The sequence below is a fragment of the Halalkalibacillus sediminis genome, from assembly GCF_002844535.1.
GTDB lineage: Bacteria > Bacillota > Bacilli > Bacillales > Alkalibacillaceae > Halalkalibacillus_A > Halalkalibacillus_A sediminis.
This window is the reverse complement of record NZ_PJNH01000004.1, coordinates 1-19,591: the sequence shown is the minus strand read 5'-3', so window position 1 is coordinate 19,591 and position 19,591 is coordinate 1. Positions and strand designations below refer to the sequence as shown.

The 19,591-nt window shown below is 39.8% G+C and carries 15 protein-coding genes and 3 pseudogenes; 1 reads left to right on the top strand and 17 read right to left on the bottom strand.

The window, feature by feature from the left end; all coding sequences use genetic code 11:
• Window positions 1-161: 161 nt before the first annotated feature.
• Window positions 162-779: a class I SAM-dependent methyltransferase gene (locus tag CEY16_RS12550; protein ID WP_101332397.1), complete on the top strand. Its 618-nt coding sequence runs from the start codon at window positions 162-164 to the stop codon at window positions 777-779.
• Window positions 780-844: 65 nt separating this feature from the next.
• Here CEY16_RS12550 and CEY16_RS12545 read toward each other — a convergent pair whose 3' ends face one another.
• The 17 genes and pseudogenes from CEY16_RS12545 to CEY16_RS15260 form a co-directional block, all read right to left on the bottom strand.
• On the bottom strand, window positions 845-2,914 hold the full coding sequence (locus CEY16_RS12545; protein WP_101332396.1) for a heavy metal translocating P-type ATPase: 2,070 nt from the start codon (window positions 2,912-2,914) through the stop codon (window positions 845-847).
• A gap of 228 nt (window positions 2,915-3,142) precedes the next feature.
• Window positions 3,143-3,550, bottom strand: a complete 408-nt coding sequence (locus CEY16_RS12540) for a cupredoxin domain-containing protein (RefSeq protein WP_101332395.1) — start codon at window positions 3,548-3,550, stop codon at window positions 3,143-3,145.
• A gap of 259 nt (window positions 3,551-3,809) precedes the next feature.
• Window positions 3,810-4,041, bottom strand: a pseudogene (locus tag CEY16_RS12535) (transposase); the annotation flags it as partial.
• Between the two features lie 274 nt (window positions 4,042-4,315).
• Window positions 4,316-4,765, bottom strand: coding sequence for an SMI1/KNR4 family protein (locus tag CEY16_RS12530; protein ID WP_101332394.1), 450 nt, complete (start codon window positions 4,763-4,765; stop codon window positions 4,316-4,318).
• Window positions 4,766-4,781: 16 nt separating this feature from the next.
• A pseudogene (locus CEY16_RS15445) lies at window positions 4,782-5,060 on the bottom strand (HNH endonuclease); the annotation flags it as partial.
• A gap of 225 nt (window positions 5,061-5,285) precedes the next feature.
• A complete protein-coding gene (locus CEY16_RS12520; protein WP_101332393.1) occupies window positions 5,286-6,524 on the bottom strand; it encodes an IS110 family RNA-guided transposase in 1,239 nt (412 codons plus the stop codon).
• Between the two features lie 136 nt (window positions 6,525-6,660).
• The gene (locus CEY16_RS12515; RefSeq protein WP_101332392.1) at window positions 6,661-7,449 is read right to left on the bottom strand and encodes a recombinase family protein; all 789 of its coding nucleotides are present in this window, start codon (window positions 7,447-7,449) and stop codon (window positions 6,661-6,663) included.
• A gap of 605 nt (window positions 7,450-8,054) precedes the next feature.
• Window positions 8,055-8,528 (bottom strand): Imm26 family immunity protein, encoded by a 474-nt coding sequence (locus CEY16_RS12510; protein ID WP_101332391.1) that lies wholly within the window; start codon window positions 8,526-8,528, stop codon window positions 8,055-8,057.
• A gap of 559 nt (window positions 8,529-9,087) precedes the next feature.
• Window positions 9,088-9,735: an SMI1/KNR4 family protein gene (locus CEY16_RS12500; protein ID WP_101332389.1), complete on the bottom strand. Its 648-nt coding sequence runs from the start codon at window positions 9,733-9,735 to the stop codon at window positions 9,088-9,090.
• Window positions 9,732-11,492: an RHS repeat-associated core domain-containing protein gene (locus CEY16_RS15340; RefSeq protein ID WP_202908635.1), complete on the bottom strand. Its 1,761-nt coding sequence runs from the start codon at window positions 11,490-11,492 to the stop codon at window positions 9,732-9,734. Before CEY16_RS15340 ends, CEY16_RS12500 begins: the two co-directional genes overlap by 4 nt.
• A gap of 500 nt (window positions 11,493-11,992) precedes the next feature.
• On the bottom strand, window positions 11,993-12,394 hold the full coding sequence (locus CEY16_RS12480; RefSeq protein WP_101332387.1) for a hypothetical protein: 402 nt from the start codon (window positions 12,392-12,394) through the stop codon (window positions 11,993-11,995).
• Between the two features lie 428 nt (window positions 12,395-12,822).
• On the bottom strand, window positions 12,823-14,160 hold the full coding sequence (locus CEY16_RS12470) for a hypothetical protein (RefSeq protein ID WP_238378848.1): 1,338 nt from the start codon (window positions 14,158-14,160) through the stop codon (window positions 12,823-12,825).
• Between the two features lie 197 nt (window positions 14,161-14,357).
• Window positions 14,358-14,690: a DUF7668 domain-containing protein gene (locus CEY16_RS12465; RefSeq protein ID WP_101332384.1), complete on the bottom strand. Its 333-nt coding sequence runs from the start codon at window positions 14,688-14,690 to the stop codon at window positions 14,358-14,360.
• 5 nt (window positions 14,691-14,695) lie between these two features.
• Window positions 14,696-15,946 carry a hypothetical protein gene (locus tag CEY16_RS12460; RefSeq protein WP_101332383.1) on the bottom strand — a complete coding sequence of 417 codons (1,251 nt, stop codon included), beginning with the start codon at window positions 15,944-15,946 and terminating at the stop codon, window positions 14,696-14,698.
• The gene (locus CEY16_RS15635; protein WP_476625129.1) at window positions 15,936-16,487 is read right to left on the bottom strand and encodes an RHS repeat-associated core domain-containing protein; all 552 of its coding nucleotides are present in this window, start codon (window positions 16,485-16,487) and stop codon (window positions 15,936-15,938) included. Before CEY16_RS15635 ends, CEY16_RS12460 begins: the two co-directional genes overlap by 11 nt.
• A gap of 452 nt (window positions 16,488-16,939) precedes the next feature.
• Window positions 16,940-17,344: pseudogene (locus CEY16_RS15630) on the bottom strand (hypothetical protein); the annotation flags it as partial.
• Window positions 17,345-17,953: 609 nt separating this feature from the next.
• Window positions 17,954-19,591: RHS repeat domain-containing protein (locus tag CEY16_RS15260; protein WP_162297935.1), on the bottom strand; the 1,638-nt coding region annotated here is incomplete at its 5' end.

Sequence of the window (19,591 nt, the reverse complement as noted above, 5' to 3'; positions counted from 1 at the left end):
CCTGCCTCGACCATTTTTTAACTTTTTATAGATGTTCTCTTGTGATTAGTGGTCCCATTAGTGTTATGGGAAATCAAGAAGATACAAGCTAGCTAGTTGAGTGCTACAATTTAGATAGAGAGTTATAATAGCATATAAAAGGAAAGGAAGGTGATGACCAAATGTCTGAAAGAAAACAAACGGAAGTGATTAAGCGAAGATATAACCGTATTTCCGGTGTATTCGACGTTATGGATCATATGATTCGTGAAGAATGGCGGAAAGAACTGTTGAAACACGCAAAAGGAAAAGTGTTAGAAGTTGGTGTCGGCACTGGTACAAACCTTAAATATTATCCTTCTAATGTGGAAGTAACAGGTATCGATTTTAGTCCAAAAATGCTTCAGAAAGCACGGGAAAAGGCAGATGATCTGGCAATATCGGTAGAATTGATTGAAATGGATGCGCAGCAGATGGATTTTCCGGATAACTCGTTTGATACGGTCGTTTCCACCTGTGTTTTTTGTTCAGTCCCAGATCCAGTTCAAGGCTTAAAAGAAATTAGGAGAGTGACCAAACCATCTGGAAACATCATTATGCTGGAACATATGCGTAGTGAAAATGAGGTCGTTGGTAAAGCGATGGATCTATTAAACCCAATCGGTTTACACATTGTCGGCGCGAATATCAATCGTAAAACGATGGAGAATATTGATAAGTCCGGGATGAAAGTTGAAAATGAAAACCGTCTGATGTCAACTATAATGAAAGAACTGATTCTTTCTCCTAATAAAAACTGAGCTACCCAAGTATTTCCGAGTAGCTCAGTTTAATTTTATTGAATTATTATTTAATCTTAATAGGGCTAGGCTTTCAAGAGCTTAGCATTAATTGCGACGATAATGGTACTTAAACTCATTAATACTGCCCCTACTGCCGGGCTCAAGATCAAGCCGGCAAAAGCCAAAGCTCCGGCGGCAAGCGGAATCGCCACAATATTATACCCTGCTGCCCACCAAAGGTTTTGAACCATTTTCTGATACGTTTTCTTCGACAGTTCCATTAAACTTACTACATCCAGCGGATTGCTTCTGACCAGCACGACGTCTGCAGTTTCCATCGCAACGTCGGTTCCGCTTCCAATAGCAATACCTAAATCTGCAGTGGCAAGGGCAGGCGCGTCATTTACACCATCACCTGTCATCGCTACTTTCCATCCTTTTTGTTGGATTTTTTTGATTTGATCCGCTTTATTATGTGGAAGAACTTCCGCATAGACTTCTTCAATTCCGATTTGCTCTGCCACCCAATCAGCTACTTTTTGATTGTCGCCTGTCAGCATCATTGGCTGAATGCCCTTCTCTTTCAATTTCGTAACCGCTTCTTTTGCAGAATCGCGAACCATATCCGCGAGCGCAACCATACCAATAAGCTCATCATCAACGAGTACAAAGACAACAGTTTTTCCTTTTTCCGAAAGAGTGTTAAATTGTTCTTTGTCATAATTAAAGGATCGTTCATTTACATAAGCAGGACTTACGACAAATACTTCTTTTCCTTCTACTGTGCCTTTAAGCCCTTTACCTGTCATCGATTCAAAATCAGAGACTTCTTTTAGTTGTAATTCTTTTTCTTTCGCTTTGTTAAGAACACCTTCTGCAAGTGGATGCTCCGAATTCTGTTCTGCACTAGCTGCCCATAGTAATACATCATCTTCGCTGTAAGAACCTTCAGGCACAATATCGGTTACACCGAATTCACCCTTCGTCAATGTACCTGTTTTATCAAAAACAACTGCATTTAGATTACGAGCTCCTTCGAAATTGGTACGATTTCTAATCAGTAACCCCTTTTTAGCTGAGATAGAGGTAGAAACCGCTACTACTAACGGTGCAGCAAGTCCAAGTGCGTGAGGACAAGTAATAACCATTACAGTGACCATACGTTCTAAAGAAACAGCAAAATCGTATCCTAACGATAGCCAAATAAATAAAGTCGCAAACCCTGATGTTAATGCAACATAAAACAGCCACTTCGCTGCACGATTTGCTAAATTCTGAGCTTTCGACTTAGACTCTTGCGCTTCTTTAACCAGTGTAATCACTTGAGAAAGATACGTATCATCACCTGTATTCTTGACTTCAATGGTTAAAGAGCCTTCCTGGTTGATCGCCCCACCGATTACTTCATCTTCTTCATTTTTCTCTACAGGTACCGATTCTCCTGTAACCATGGATTCATCAATAGCGGATTTACCCTCTACGATAACTCCATCAACAGGAACCTTTTCGCCAGGTTTGACGAGCACGCGATCTCCAGGATCAAGCTCTGATACCTCTACATCTTCCGTATCTCCATTTTCTTTAACCCTGTGAGCTTGATTTGGCATTAGTTTGACCAGTTCGTCCAATGCATTGGAAGCCCCCATAATCGACCGCATCTCGATCCAGTGTCCTAGCAGCATGATGTCAATTAACGTAGCAAGCTCCCAGAAGAAATTCTTACCGCTCCAACCGAAAACCACTAGAGAGCTATAACCGTAGGCAACAAAAATCGCTAATCCGATTAACGTCATCATTCCAGGATTCTTTTGCTTCAGCTCACTAATAGCACCGGTCAGGAAAGGCCAACCACCATAAAAGAAAACCACGGTAGATAAACCAAACAATATCCATTGATCAAAAGGAAATCTCCAGTCTACACCTATAAAATCCTGGATCATAGGTGATAGGACCAAAATTGGGATAGTTAGTATTAAGGAAATATAAAACCGCTTTTTGAAATCATTAATCATATCACCATGATCGTGATGGTCATGATCGCCGTGCCCGTGATCATGATCTTCGTCTCCTTCATGACTGTGATGATTTGGATCGTGGTCTGTTTCGTGTTTTCCATGTTCATGTTGGTGATCCTTTTTGATGTTCTCAGCCATCTTGAGCCTCCTTATAGAAATATTCTTCTTTAGATGTTGTTAACTATTGGCAAGATATAATCAAACTTGGTTACCCATACCCGGTTAAGTATTTATAAAAACTATCTACTCCAACCTTTCCTTCTCATCTTTAATATTGCGCCCCATAGAATTGTTATTCAAAACATTCTTTATAACAAAAAAGCAGATCAACCTTAAAATAAAGGTTGATCTGTGCTAGTGTATCTCTTATTTAACGGTTAACGTTGCAACCATATCGGAATGTCCTTCCCCACATGGCACACTGCAATTAATTTTATATTCTCCAGGTTCGAGATTAACAGTTCCTGATCCTTCCTCTTGAAGGTTCAAATCTGTTCCTTGAATCTGAACACCATGTTTGCCTTCTTCATTGGTAAGGTTCACTGTAACTTCACCAGCAGAAGCTGTGTAATTCTCCTTATCAAATTTAAAGTCAGTTGCCGCGATATCAAGTGTTGAGTCCGCTTCTTCACTGGAGCTGTCCGTTTCTTCTGTTGTATTATCTCCAGATGAGCTGTCCTCAGATGAGTCGCCTTCAGAACTATCTCCGCCACCACATGCTGCTAGAACCATTAAGAGTGAAATAATCAATATAGAAAAAATAGATTTTTTCATGTATAACTGCCTCCTTGAAGTGTTTGCTATTTTTCTTTCTACACTCTTCTGTATTTCACCTTAGAGCTTACGCAAAACTCGATTTAGTTTATTGTCAGAAAGCAGTCACATTTTAAGAAGTTCTTCCTCTAGTATCAATCTCTTTCTTCTCTTCACCTACCACACCTATTAAGTACGCATCGGCATTTTGGAAAGTTCCTCATAAGCATGACTGATCTCTTGGTCATTATATCAACCCTTGTTCAAACTGTTAAAACACACCAGAGCCAAAGTAAACTGGCGCTATCCCGCTAATCGTGCTATTTTGTTGCGTTTGGAAACCGTTCTTACTTCACCTATCTCTACAATTAAAGCAGATGCTGTTACAAGATCAATGCCTGGCATGGAGTCTAGGTGAAAGTCTAATAAGCTCATTAACTCTTTTAATTCTCTTTCCACATAGCTCATTCCTTCTTTTTAAACGAAATGTCTCGGACAAAACTTCTCACTAGAATGAGCTATGTCATTATCGTTAGTTTGCGGGTTTGGCAGTATCATAAGTCCAACTGCCGAGTAAAATGTCATCTCGGCTATTTATCATTATTATTTTCAGAAATCAAGTATTAAAACATAATGCCTTGTTGGTACAACAATCATGAGTTTGAATTTCAAAAGCATTATGTTGTCCAAATGCATAAATTTCTCAAAAAAAGCACTTGTTGTCTATGTGACAATCAAGTGCTTTAAAGTTGGCTGTATAATTTAATTTATTGCTAGTATTCCTTTTTATTCTTCAGTGTCCTCATATAGATTATTCAAGAATTCATCAATATCATTTGCTAAAAAATACATATTACTCATATCATCAGGATCTTCTGGTTCTTGTTCATGATCCCAAAAATGTATTTTTTCATAATAGGGCTCCTTGGTACCTAAACATATTACGTTCCCTCCAGAATCGTTTGCAATCGGGATAAATCCATCAGGTAACCTATATTCGTATATATCAATGTAATCCGCTAAATTACTATACATGTCACCAATCCCATAAAATTGATTTAATGCACTTACTCCCTGTTCGTCAGAAATCTTAAACAAATTGGGCTCAGGATATCCGCCGTTCCATCGAATTAAAAATTCCATATAATTTTTAGTAAAGCTTACTTGATTTTCTGTTTCAAATTCCTTAATTTCTTCTAACGAAAGCTTTTTATGTGAATTCAAAATTTCAGCCATATTAATACTCCTCTTCTTATCTCTTTTTATTCACACTCGATACTCCTCCCGTATGAGTAAATTCAGCGTGAATTTTTTCTTGAACAAGAACCATTGTTTTTCCATCTTGGTGATGGTGCCATATATATCCTAATGGTGGCTTATTCATTAATGGTACTGGTGGATTAGAATACTTATCCAATTTCGCCTTTATATTAGCGTTTTTATAATCTAAAGGACGATTGGTTGGACTTGCAATCTCAATTTCTACAGGCTTAACAGTTGGGTGTGAGTATTCAGTGAAATCCGGATAACCATTAGGGTATCTTACAGTCTGTCCCTTCTTATTTGTATATACCCAAGTACCATCTTCATCAACTTTTACTGTACCGCCTTTTTTTGTCCATTTATCTGGAGTGGGTGAATATGACGGTTTAGTTGCAAGTTATTTTTTTGTAAATTTAACTTCTAAATTACTTTTTCCCGTACCCTATGTTGTAATCTTAAAAGCTACTAATAAAAAAACAACCGTTTTGAAACCCTATAAAACTTCTTCTTTCTCTTGTATTATCGGCAATTCATAGGCTGTTTTGTACTTCATCAATCCGTATACAATATTCACTAGCCTTCTCATAATGCAAACCAATGCTTGCCCCTTTGTTTTGCCTTCTTTTTGTTTTCTTTGATAGTAAGTATGGAACACTGGGTTTCGTGGCAGTTTACTTCCCTTTGCTACTTGCACTTGTTGGACTGCTAGGTTGTAAAATAAAGCGTGTAGCGCCCGATTTCCGCTTTTGCTTTTATGCATCTTTCCTTTTCCACCAGAGCCAAAGTAAACAGGCGCAATCCCTGCGAATCGTGCTAATTTGTTGGCACTCGGGAAACGTCTTACATCGCCAATTTCCGCAATTAAGGCAGATGCTGTGACGAGTTCAATCCCTGGCATTGTATTTAGTTGAAAGTCTAGTAAGCTCATTAACTCTTTTAATTCTCGTTCCACATAGCCCATTTCCTTCTTTTTAAAGGATATATCTCGGACGATGCTTCTCACTAGAAAGTCTCTAGTTTCTTGGTATTGTTTCTTTGTCAGTCCATCTTCTTCAACTAGCTTCACTATTTCACTCGCTTTTTTCACAGAACATGTATTGTTACTCGCATCTAATAAAAAAGTGGTTAATTGCTTGATTGTGACACCTTGTAAACTAGATGGCGATGGGTAACGTTCCCAAAACGCTAATGCTGTTTTTCCATCCACCTCGGAGAAAAACTTTTTATAGCTTGGATAATGGTGGTTCAATTGAATGTGCAGTTGGTTCTTTAATGCGCCTTGCGCTTTTACTAATGCATTCCTTCTCGATACTAATTGTTGAATAGACCAAAATAAATCATCTGGTTTCGCGTCTGGTAAGTGTTCCAGTTTGTTGACTAAGATGCGTGCGACACATTCCGCATCCCAACTATCGCTTTTTTGTGTCGTCATATGGCTTTTTCGTTCCGCGTAGGAAAGCGCAGGGTTTACTTCTTTTACAAGTTGCCCATGGTCTGCTAGAAACTGTGCCAACGATCGCCCATATCCACCTACATCTTCTAATCCAAATGCAAGGGTCATTCCGTCCTCTTTTTGTTTATCTACCTCTAATAGAAATTTAGAAAAAGCAGATGGTTTATTATCAAATGTTATTTCCCCTAGCTTCTCTTGCCAACAATTAATGGTAACACCTACATGTTGTTGCTTATGTAAGTCTACACCCACATACAAGTATTTTTGTTTATCGTGCATATACGCATCCTCCTTTTCAACAGAATGAAAATGCCGGCAACCTTAGTTCGAGCGTTCACCTTTCGGTGCGCATTGGTACGAAAGCCTATGCATTTTCATCGTTACATAACAACATATAAGAAAATGAGCTCCATTTTTAAGTCATGGTTGAAATAATTGCTTCATGTTTGCCATTTGCTTGAATGTTTCCGTATGTATAAAGCCCTTCATAAAAGCTTTGTCTGTCTAAAATACGTTTCACTTGTACTTTCGTAAAAGATTTCCCTAGTGTGGTTGTATACCCTTCGTTATTTAATTCCTCTGCCAACTTAGATAAGGACATACGCTTGTATACTTCTTTCAACGCAAACACTCGTTTCACTACCTCTGCTTGCCCATTATGGATGGTGAGTTCCTTTTCCCCTTTCTTTTTCTGATAGCCAAATGTTGTTCGTCCTCCTGCATAACCACCTTCTTTCGCCTTTTTATTTCTTCCTTTTGTTAGCTTAAGGGCTATCTCAAGCCGTTGGTATTGGTCTAATAGCTCCATCAATCCGTTCACCAAAAAGTCGTTAGGGTCTTTTTGGTGAATACTATACGAGGGCTGTTCGATACTTTTAATATCACAACCGTATTTCTTCAACTCTCGTTGAATGAGCACTTTCACAATATCCGAGCGCCATAACCTGCTTGTATTCAGCACCACCACATAATCTATTTGGACAGACGAAAGGTGAGCCAACATCTCCTGTAAGCCCACCCTGTCTATTTCCAATGCTTCCTCATTTAATTTGGCACCGCTAATTCCTTCATCTCTAAAAATATATATCAAGTTCCAGCCTTGTTCCTTACAGTACGCTTTAATTTCTTCTTCTTGATATTTCAAACTGTATCCATCTCTTGCTTGCCCTTGAGTTGAGACTCGTATATACCCAACAACGTTCAACTTCTCACCCTCCCGTTACATAAATTTTAATTTTCGTAACGATTTTTTGACGAATAGCGAGTATTATACGACCGTCTCTAGTAAAAATACAACCCAAAATTTTAAAGCCAGGGAATATAAAAACACTCATTCACGTTACCCATTGTTTATCGCCACGAGCTTGTACGATCTCGTTAGTTTGTTAGCTATGCCATGTCATAACTACCACTGCCATGTAAAATGTCATCTCGCCCAATTCTCGTTACTATTACGTAATTCAAGAATTAAACAAAACTCCATGATGGTACAACCTTCATGGAGTCTCATTTCTCAAACAAATCATTTTCGTTTTGTCCCACTCAACAATCCTGACTTCTTTTTGTTTACTTGCCTTATGTGAGTGTATGTTACCACATTTAGCATTACGAGCTTTGTCCTTCTCGTGTGTAAATATAAATCGAGTAGTTAGTGTGGTTGTTTTATATAAATGTCACTGCTACAAATCTCGTAATTCTGCTAACCATCATGACTTTTTGATTCTAAAGTTATATTGTTTTTAACATAAAGTTCTTAAAGTCAAAAAACCTTGAAAGGCATATAGCCAATCAAGGTCAAAAGTATATGAACTATTGCCCATAGATTAAATCATCATAATACGAGTCCCATTCACCAGTAATGAACCTAGCTTTTACTGCCTTCTCCAGACTAACGGGCGACCAAGATTCCAACTCCATAACTCCTTCTATCTCTGAAGGGCTAGGGTTTTCCTTAATAACTTCTCCACTATGGTCTACCAACACATACCCGTCCTCAGTTTCTACTTTATAAATTGGAAAGTTAATACTCGGTATTGATGTATTCCCAATCACCTCCCAAATACCGTCTTCAATCCTAGAATCTACAGTCTGTATCAAGAAAATAATTGGTTTCGGCGTGATTTCACTAACCGGTGGATGTTCTTTCGACACTACATCAAATACAACCATACAATCAGAAATCCTTCCTTTAGCAATAACTTGACCATAACTATAACTATCCTGTTCAAGTTTTATTGCGAACACATCTCCAATGTTCACATTCACCTTTTTTGTCCTTATCATCGTAAGTCTCCTTTTTTACTTCATATTAGGTGGGTCGATGCCATATTGTTTCCACTTCTTTTCACTAATTTGATTTCGTTTATTTTGTAAATTCCCGCCATTTTTTTGCAACCCACCATTTTGGTTAATTTTTTTCTGTTCAAGCACGTCCAAATCTTTTCCAGGTTTAGCTCGTCCAACTTCCTTAAACTTATATTCAGCATCAGGATTACTTCTATCATGTTCTTTCTGTCTTGCTTTGAATCGGTCGTCACTTTTTGCCTGTCCAATATACTCTCCGCGATTTTTATCGCTACGTTTATATATAACACCTTCATCCGTACCCTATGTTGTAATCTTAAAAGCTATAAATAAAAAAACAACCACCTTATTTTAAACTACCCCTCTCTCTTTTATTATCGGCAATTCGTAGGCTGTTTTGTGCTTTAACATCCCATAAACAATGTTTGTGGCTTTCGTCAGCCGAAATGTTGTATTATTTATTTACCTTGCAAAGCATTGACAAAAAAAGACCTTGAGAGGCATATTAGCCAATCAAGGTACAAAAAATATTACAAAGTCAATTGTAAATAGGAACTGCATTTAGAACGGTACCGATAGGTCCCAATTTTTCGATTAGTTTCTTTCCTTTACCATATGGAAATTTCTCTACTAGTATAAAAGGTGGATTTTTAGAACCCTTTAGTAATTCTGCCGTTGATATATCTATCCCTAATACACTTTTTATTTTCACTAAATCTTTTAGCCCACCATTAGGCGCTTTTACTAACACTATATTGCAAGTATCAGGCAGGTCTATAGTTAGATTATCGTCTGTTTCACTTAGGCACCCACTATTAACCCATTTAATGAAATCTGAGGTAATTAAAGTAGCATGATTTGGATTCATATCTCCAGAATCAACTATAAATATTTTTCTTTCCTCTGTACCTTGCAACATTAAGAAGACATTTCCACCACCGTCATCACCGATTGCAACATAACCACTCGCATATTCATCTACTTCCCATGTTTCGTTTCTTTCCACAATATCTTCGGTCCCATAAATTATTAAACCACCACCAATTGAAAAACCATTCGTATATCTTAATAATTCCTTATACGCATCAGGTAATGTAGTTTTCATTAAATCTTCTACTTCTTGGATTTCAATATCACGTGCTGAGGTGTTCCTGATCAAGTCTGGAACCTTGGATAAATCAATCATTTTACGAAACCTCCCAAATTATCGAAATATTTATATGCGTCTTTAAGTGCTTTTCGTGAAGATTTTTGGTCAACACCTGCTTCAATCATTTCCCTATAGCTTTCATTAAATTCATAACGTATATCAGTATCAAAGCCCTCATTTTTCCTTCTTTGCCTCTGCATTGAAGAAATTTTTGCATGTGATTGCCCAGAGCTTGATGGCAAAAGAATAGCAGGAGCTTTATTCTCGTTATAATCAAATCCACCTTGTTTAGCCCATCTTTTTGCCCATTCATTTTGTATAGGGTGATGTGATTGTATCCGATTATCAGAAGCAACATTTTTATTCCCTGGAGCACGATTAACTCCAGGACTTAAATAACCATGTTCATCTATATCACCTTTTAGATATCCTCCTGGTCTTTTAGAATTACCCGTACCCTTAGTAAATTTATTCCAACCGGACTTTGCAGCACCTAGGCCCTTGTCCCCAAGCTTCACCACTTTACCTGCCGGTGTGATGGAGGCAATCGCTAATATGTCATAGGCATTCCATTCACCATCGGTTAGGGTTGCAACATCATCACCAATAAAGAAATTGTATACTGGCATGACAGCAACTGCGGGTGTTACAGCATTTTCCTCTTTAGCATAGTCACGAGCTGCTTGATTGATTTGTTGCTGGAAGTCGCTTCGGCTCATCGTTCTTACATCATCTAGTGCCGTTGGACGACTAATTCCTTCATAATGAAGGGCCTGTCTGTTCTGTTCTTCCATTTGCTGAATACTTGCATAGTTCGATTTCGCAAGCGTCGTTAAGTGCGTTTTTAACTCTGTGAAACCTGGGGCGCTGAAATCGCCTGAATAAAAGACACTACGATATTTCTCTTGCGGATTATGAAAACTCATCGATGCTGAAGACACTTTAGTGCTACCTTCTGGAACTTCACCATGCTTAATGATCTTTTCATAGTTCTGTTCCATCAGTTCTTCAGCTGTGGTGACTTTTTCATAACCGGCTCTCGTGGTCTCATACCAATAGTGATCTTCCGGGCTGCGATTCACCGGTTTGAGTATCCCATCTTCCGTGAAGTTCGCTCGGTGCGTGGCTGTATAATGCCAGCCGACGGTCGTTACGACATCCCACGTCAGGGTAATGGCTTCCTCACTGACTTGCTCTTGATAATTCTGGGTCTGTTCGCCCACGGTATAATGACTTTGGAATTCATAGTTCCACAGTTCGTGGTAATTCCCAACCTCAACATATTCCGTAAAGTTTTCCTGTGCTCGAACGTCTGCCGGCACACGTCCGGTCGGGTCCCAGTAGTTCACCGGATCGTTCATCACATACGCGTAACGGTTTTGCGACAACGGGTTGTCTAAGGTGCCTGGGTACGTGTCTTCTTGTAAGAAGCGTCCAATCTTCGCATCATACACACGTGCTTGCATGTCTACTAAGCCTGTATCTTGATCGTATTGGTGACCCGTGTAACTATTCGTGTTGTATGGTGCCGTGATACCCGTCATGAGGCCACCGAAGGCATCGTATCGATAGCGTTCGATAATATCGCCATGGCGATCTGTGAGTTCGCTAACGGATGACATCCCATCGTAATGGTAATACATTAAGCCGCCCGTTGTTTTCATGCTCGGGTTTTGACCTGGAATACTGCGGCCGTGATAGCCAAACATCTTTTGGGACACGACACGGTTGTTGGGACCGGTATGATATTCCGCATAGGGTGACCCGGATGGGCTGTATTCTTTGTGCGTCACGTGAGACTGACCTTCATAGAATGTTCNCCGAAGGCATCGTATCGATAGCGTTCGATAATATCGCCATGGCGATCTGTGAGTTCGCTAACGGATGACATCCCATCGTAATGGTAATACATGAGGCCGCCCGTTGTTTTCATGCTCGGGTTTTGACCTGGAATACTGCGGCCGTGATAGCCAAACATCTTTTGGGACACGACACAGTTGTTGGGACCGGTATGATATTCCGCATAGGGTGACCCGGATGGGCTGTATTCTTTGTGCGTCACGTGAGACTGACCTTCATAGAATGTTCGGCTCTCCACCACTTCCATCTTCTGCTTGCCTCGACCACGTTTGTCTANGTTGTTGGGACCGGTATGATATTCCGCATAGGGTGACCCGGATGGGCTGTATTCTTTGTGCGTCACGTGAGACTGACCTTCATAGAATGTTCGGCTCTCCACCACTTCCATCTTCTGCTTGCCTCGACCACGTTTGTCTAAGCCCCAGGCGTTTCCTTAGCCTGGATGGTCATCAAATTTAGGTCCTTTGCCTTTCCCTCGCCCAGGATTCATACCTGGACCATGGCCTTGGCCAGGGTGTTGATCGAGAATCGGATTCCCCAGTTGACGCCACATGCCACTTTCTCGTGTCGCTTGTCGACCTAAAGCATCATAACCATATTTAACATAGCTTTCATCGCCAAACATCACCGCACGCAAACGATTGGCTGCATCATACGTGTAGTCGCGTTCCTGGTCTGGACCGATTTCTTGAACGACGTTTCCGTTTGAATCGTATTCAAAGGTGTGGTCGCCAGCTCGAGTCACTTGGTTATTGGCATTATACTCGTATTCTGTGACATCACCATCGGCGTTTTCGGTTAATCGATTACCGACATTGTCGTACGTGTACGCCACGTGTTCAGATGGTTCTACATAGTATTTCGGTTCGTTGAAGCCATAGCTTGATTCTTATAGTAGATAAAAAGAAACCTTGAAAGGCATTTAGCCAATCAAGGTACATAGAAGCTTAATAAGCATATTAAGACTCTCAGCAAAAAGTCTCGCTTGTTTTATGCAGATGTAATAATCTGAACTAAAACTATTAAAAATAATATTAATATAGCTAAATGAACTATATTTATAATAAAAATTAATCTCTTTAACATTTTATTACCATTTACTTTTTTCAAGAAGTACAACATAAATAGAGGTATGAGCCATGATAGTAAAAGACAATAGTAATAAGGCCTCCCATTCTCTATATCGAGGAAGGTAAATAAATTATTAAATATAGTTAAAAAGAATAAAATTAATAATGTTTTATTCATATAGTATCCCCCTGGTTATAAGCTAGGTAACTCGGGTAGAGGTAATTTGTGCATTGTAGGAACAGGTTTATACTGTTCAATTTGAGACTTAATTTCGGAATAATTTTCTCTAGGGCTTTGCTTATATTTAAAGTCATTTTCATTTCCGAATTTATAATCATACCAATTATTAAAAGCCCTACTGGCTTCTTCTCCCATTCCTAATCCTTCAATTTCTTTAACATTACCAAATTCATAATATGGTGTAACATCATATTTATTGTGTCCTCCTCCATCACTTGCATCAACTAAGTTATAAGTACCCATATCAATTGGATTATTTTCTTTTGTTAATAATTGCCTCTCTTTATTATAGACTCCTTCAAAATGCCCATCGTAAGATACAAATTTCACATTATATACACTAGTATTCATATGAAAAGCAGATTTAATTGGCTTTAATAGTTTCCATTGTTTATCGGGATTATTTTTATTAAATTCTATTAACTCTTCTAAAGTTTGTGGTGCCTTATTTAACTTATTTCTAAAATAATGCGCTCTCTCAAAAGTATCTGAATAATAAAAATGGGGAGCTGGATTATCATCTGTATGTCTATATCCTTTATAAGACTTTGGATTCCTACTTAATACTAACTCATTGAATTTCTGATAAAATTCTCTATACCTTTCATCATAACTATACTTCATATTATTAAAATCTTCTTCTCTAAATTCTACATCATCCATTATCAATTCTAAAGTATTATAAGCACCGTTCTTATCTACCAATTCATTTACTTTATTGATATACGCTTGGTTACCCATTGTGTACTTATTTAATTGGTTAGTTGTACCATTATCTTTTATTTTGCCTAATACATAACTTAGGATATTAAAATTTCCAGGTTTCATTAATGTTTTTAATTTCTCTTGCGGATTATGAAAACTCATCGATTCTGAGAACACTTGGGTGCTGCCCTCAGGCACTTCCCCATGTTTGATGAGGGTTTCATAGTTCCGTTCCATCAGCTCTTCAGCTGTGGTGACTTTTTCATAACCGGTTCTCGTGGTCTCATACCAATAGTGATCTTCCGGACTGCGATTCACCGGTTGGAGCATCCCACCTTCCATGAGGTTCGCTCGGTGGGTGGCTGTATAATGCCAGCCGACGGTCGTTACGACATCCCACGTCAGGGTAATGGCTTCCTCGCTGACTTGCTCTTGATAATTTTGGGTCTGTTCGCCCACAGTGTAGTGACTTTGGAAGTCATAGTACCACTGTTCCTGATAGTTCCCGACCTCAACATACTCCGTAAAGTTTTCCTGTGCGCGAACCTCTGCGGGCACACGCCCCGTCGGATCCCAGTAGTTCACCGGATCGTTCATCACATAGGCGTAACGGTTTTGCGACAACGGGTTGTCTAAGGTGCCTGAATACGTGTCTTCTTGTAGCAAGCATGCGTACGCCACGTGTTCAGATGGTACTACATAGTATTTCGGCTCGTTGAAGTCATAGTTTGACTCTACAAAAAGAAACCTTGAAAGGCCTTTAGCCAGTCAAGGTCAAAGATTTACAATACATGAATATTTTCAATCATAATTCTTACTTCATCCTCAGTAAATCGAATTGTACAACTTAAAGTTAAGTCCGACTTCTCTCCATCTACCCATAATTCATACTCTATAAAGTATTCAGATTCCTCCTCAACTTCAATAATGTTTATATTTTTGTAATCTTCATCAGGAGGAATAGTTAGCTTGCCACCATATTCTTCTACAAGTTCTTTTAGCTCCTCAGATGTATACGGCCCACTTCGGCCTGTTAATTGAATTAATTGATATTCACCTTCCACCAAATTTTCCACTAACGGTTTAAGCATAGAAATAATTTGCTGAACGTCCACCTATATTACCTCCTTCTATTGCCTGGTATTCGAGTTACAGTATCCGGTGTTACTCCAATATTGGAGAAATATTGATCTACGCTTCCAATCTCTCGTCTTGCTTGTCCCTCGGAAACACCAGCCCTTCTCATTGCTTTATAACCTATTCTTCTTTCAGCTGCATATGTTCCCCCTCCAGGTTGTCTTTGAACTTGCCCCGCAATATTGTGCTCTGTTCCTTTTATGTTTGGTCCCTGGAGATGAATAGCAGGTGCCTCATTCCTTTTATAAAGTGGTAAATCTCTAACAGCTGCATCTTGAATTATGTGGTGTGAGTCCTTAACTTTTTGACTTGTTAGTTCTCTATGGGTGCCACTTATTTTATCCGTACCCTTAGCAAAAAACTGCAGGTCCAACGACAACTGATTGGCCCGATTTGTCTGGGCAGCATTCGTCGATGTATTGGATTTAGATCTACTAGCAACCTGACTTGCTTCATCTACGTTTTTTGCCCCGGTTCTTGCTATTGTACTAGTTGTTGACGACGTGGCACTACCAACAGCTCCACCTGCACCAGCAGCTGTTACAACCGCAAAACTGCTCAACCAATGTTCCGCTGAGAAAGGTTGATCAGGGTTAACTGCCTGGTTGAAAGTATCGACTCCACCTAAGGTCACATAGTTTCCAAAGTCAGAAAAGGAATCGAATTTCCGATCATTTCGGTCTTGGAGGGCATCATAAGCACCATAGGTGAGCCAATTGGCAAAGCCGCTCACGGATTCGAGAGCTTGGTCATTTCTTACTTTCTGACCTTCGCCGAAAGCACCACCGAACTCTTTAAAGCTATTAACAGTTGTAACAGAAGCATTTTTAACGCTGTGTGCAACATTTGTCCCGGCATCCCATGTGGATGAGGCAGCTTTTTTAGCACTCCCCCATGAAGCTGAGCCGACACGCATCAGACCAGACCAAGCTTTTCCTCGTAAGCTTTGATTCTTTTCTTGTACCGGTTGATTCGAAGTCACTGATGCATGGGCCATCATCTGGGTAAACCCTCGGATGTACATCCTCCCGGTCTCGTACATTTGCTCAAGCTTGTCTTGCGGATTATGAAAACTCATCGAATCTGAGAACACTTGGGTGCTACCCTCAGGCACTTTCCCATGCTTGATCAGAGTTTCATAGTTCTGTTCCATCAGCTCTTCGGCGGTGGTGACTTTTTCATAACCAGCTCTCGTGGTCTCATACCAATAGTGATCTTCCGCACTACGATTCACCGGTTGGAGCATCCCATCTTCCATGAGGTTCGCTCGGTGGGTGGCTGTATAATGCCAGCCGACGGTCGTTACGACATCCCACGTCAGGGTAATGGCTTCCTCGCTGACTNTGCTCTTGATAATTTTGGGTCTGTTCGCCCACAGTGTAGTGACTTTGGAAGTCATAGTACCACTGTTCCTGATAGTTCCCGACCTCAACATATTCTGTAAAGTTTTCCTGTGCGCGAACGTCTGCCGGCACACGCCCGGTCGGATCCCAGTAGTTCACCGGATCGTTCATCACATACGCGTAACGATTTTGGGACAACGGGTTGTCTAAGGTGCCTGGATACGTATCTTCTTGTAAGAAGCGTCCGATCTTCGCATCATACACTCGCGCTTGCATGTCTACTAAGCCTGTATCTTGATCGTATTGGTGACCCGTGTAACTATTCGTGTTGTATGGTGCGGTAATCCCCGTCATGAGACCACCGAAGGCATCGTATCGATAGCGTTCAATAATATCGCCATGGCGATCTGTGAGTTCGCTGACGGATGACATCCCATCATAATGGTAATACATTAAGCCGCCCGTTGTTTTCATGCTCGGGTTTTGACCTGGAATACTGCGGCCGTGATAGCCGAACATCTTTTGGGACACGACACGGTTATTTGGACCGGTATGATATTCCGCGTATGGTGAACCGGATGGGCTGTATTCTTTGTGCGTCACGTGAGACTGACCTTCATAGAACGTTCGGCTCTCCACCACTTCCATCTTTTGTTTGCCTCGGCCGCGCTTGTCTAAGCCCCACGCGTTCCCTTGGCCTGGATGGTCATCAACGTTCGGTCCTTTGCCTTTCCCTCGACCGGGATTCATAGCTGGCCCATAGCCTTGGCCAGGGTGTTGATCCAGAATCGGGTCCCCCAGTTGACGCCACATGCCACTTTCTCGTGTCGCTTGTCGACCTAAAGCATCATAGCCGTATTGGACATAGCTTTCATCTCCAAACATCACCGCACGCANGGATGGTCATCAAATTTAGGTCCTTTGCCTTTCCCTCGCCCAGGATTCATACCTGGACCATGGCCTTGGCCAGGGTGTTGATCGAGAATCGGGTCCCCCAGTTGACGCCACATGCCACTTTCTCGTGTCGCTTGTCGACCTAAAGCATCATAGCCGTATTGGACATAGCTTTCATCTCCAAACATCACCGCACGCAAGCGATTCGCCGCATCATACGTGTAGTCGCGTTCTTGGTTTGGACCGATTTCTTGAACGACGTTTCCGTTTTGGTCGTATGCAAAGGTGTGTTCGCCAGCACGCGTCACTTGGTTATTGGCATTGTACTCGTATTCCGTGACGTCGCCATCGGCGTTTTCCGTTAATCGGTTACCCACATTGTCATAGGTATACTCGACGTGTTCAGATGGTTCTACATAGTATTTCGGTTCGTTGAAGCCATAGTTTGAATCTTCTTCACTTTCAGTTGCTTGTGCAGGTGCTCAAGAGTTGATAGAGGTGTGAATACCTCGATCCTAGTAACCAAGAACTAGATAACGAACTTAAAAAGAAACCTTGAAAGGCATTTAGCCAATCAAGGTAATAAAAGATAGTTAGTAAACAACAGCATTTTTTATAACTTATATTCATTAACAAATGTAATAAAATCTAACTACTGCATAATCAATGCGTTAAATATTTATTAATAAAAACCTAAAGACATAAGCGATAATATTATAAGTATGTTATATAGAAATAACAATAAACTTATTAATAACACTACTTTATTAGACCTACACCTGTAACCTAACACAAGTAAAAATAACTGTACTAGAATAAGTGTAAAAAATAAGATTGTTATTAAGAGTCCCCAATAAAAATTGGTTATTTGAAAGGTAATTAATACATTAAGTAATACTGAAGGAAATATCCCTAATAACATAGATAAAATTGGATAGATATTACCTTTAATGAATGAGCTAAACAATTACCAGTCTCTCCTTTATAGTTAAAGATATTTAATACTAACATGCTCTACAAACATCTTCTAAATTATCTAGAATAATTGAAGGATCATTTATGATTCTAATTCTGTATATTACTTCATTTGGACTGCTTTCATACCAAGTTTTATATGAGTTTACTTCATTTTCAATCCAATTCATTCTATTTTCTAATTCTGCTATATTGCCGTCAGAAACATCTCTATACCTTTCACCTTTTCCAGTAGGAGATTTAAAAAATGTTGTATATGGGAAATTCATTTTATCTAATATAGATAATTCTTGGTATAAATCAGTCTCGGCACTAAATACTGGTTCCTGTAAAGTGAAAGTTTGTTCGTATTCAGCTAGTTTCATAGTCCCTTTCCATATCAAATCTTGATTATTGGTTTGTTTGCCAGTATCTATAAGTTTCCATGCATCATAAATTTGAGAATTAATTTCACCTTTTATATATATATCCTTTATTTCTCTCAATCCAAGTTCATCATAGGCAAGATGCTGCCAATAAATATCTTCATAGACTCCTCTATTTCCTGCTGCCAAAAGTTCAAAAAGTCTGTTCAATTCTTCTTCCTTAAGTCCTAGTTGTAAAGCTGCTAATTTTTCCAAACTATTTAAGTCATTAACGTCACTCATACCTTTACCAACATCTTTCGATGCAAAGGTTGCTAAACCAGCCCACATATAAACATCTGGATCACTTAGATACATTTCCGCATATGCTGCGTTAATTTGTTTATTCCTTTTAATTGGTTCTGCGTTTAGATCCACCATATTTGCAGCTTTACCTTTCCAATAATCAATATTTCCATAACCAATATTTGAACTTGATGAATTAAGTGCCACCATTCTTATTAAGTTTTTAATATCCACTGTACCAGTATTAAAAATTTGCTTAAATTTATCTATAGGATTATGAAAACTCATCGATGCTGATGATACTTTGACACTACCCTCTGGAACTTCCCCATGCTTAATGACCTTTTCATAGTTCTGTTCCATCAGCTCTTCGGCTGTCGTTACGAGTTCATAATTATCTCGTATAAATCGGATAAAGCTTTCGTTCTTGGTTCGATCATAAGTGATTGGTTCTAAGTAACCATTTCCATCAGGATCGTGATGATTCAATATGTGTTTAGCTTCATACCTTAATAATTCTTTCGTAACGATATCCCACGTTACCGTGATGGCCTGTCCATTGTCCACTTCGCTGTAATTTTCTGTCCATTCGTCAATTTGGTCGATCCCTTGTAACTGATACTTCCAAATCTCATCGTAGGTTCCAACTCTAACCGAATGATTAAACGAATCTTGTCCGATTAATTCCTCCGGCACTCGCCCGGTCGGATCCCAGAAGTTCACCGGATCGTTCATCACATACGCGTAACGGTTTTGGGACAACGGGTTGTCTAAAGTGCCTGAGTACGTGTCTTCTTGCAAGAAGCGTCCAATCTTCGCATCATACACACGTGCTTGCATGTCTACTAAGCCTGTATCTTGATCGTATTGGTGACCCGTGTAACTATTCGTGTTGTATGGTGCCGTGATACCCGTCATGAGGCCACCGAAGGCATCGTATCGATAGCGTTCGATAATATCGCCATGGCGATCTGTGAGTTCGCTAACGGATGACATCCCATCGTAATGGTAATACAT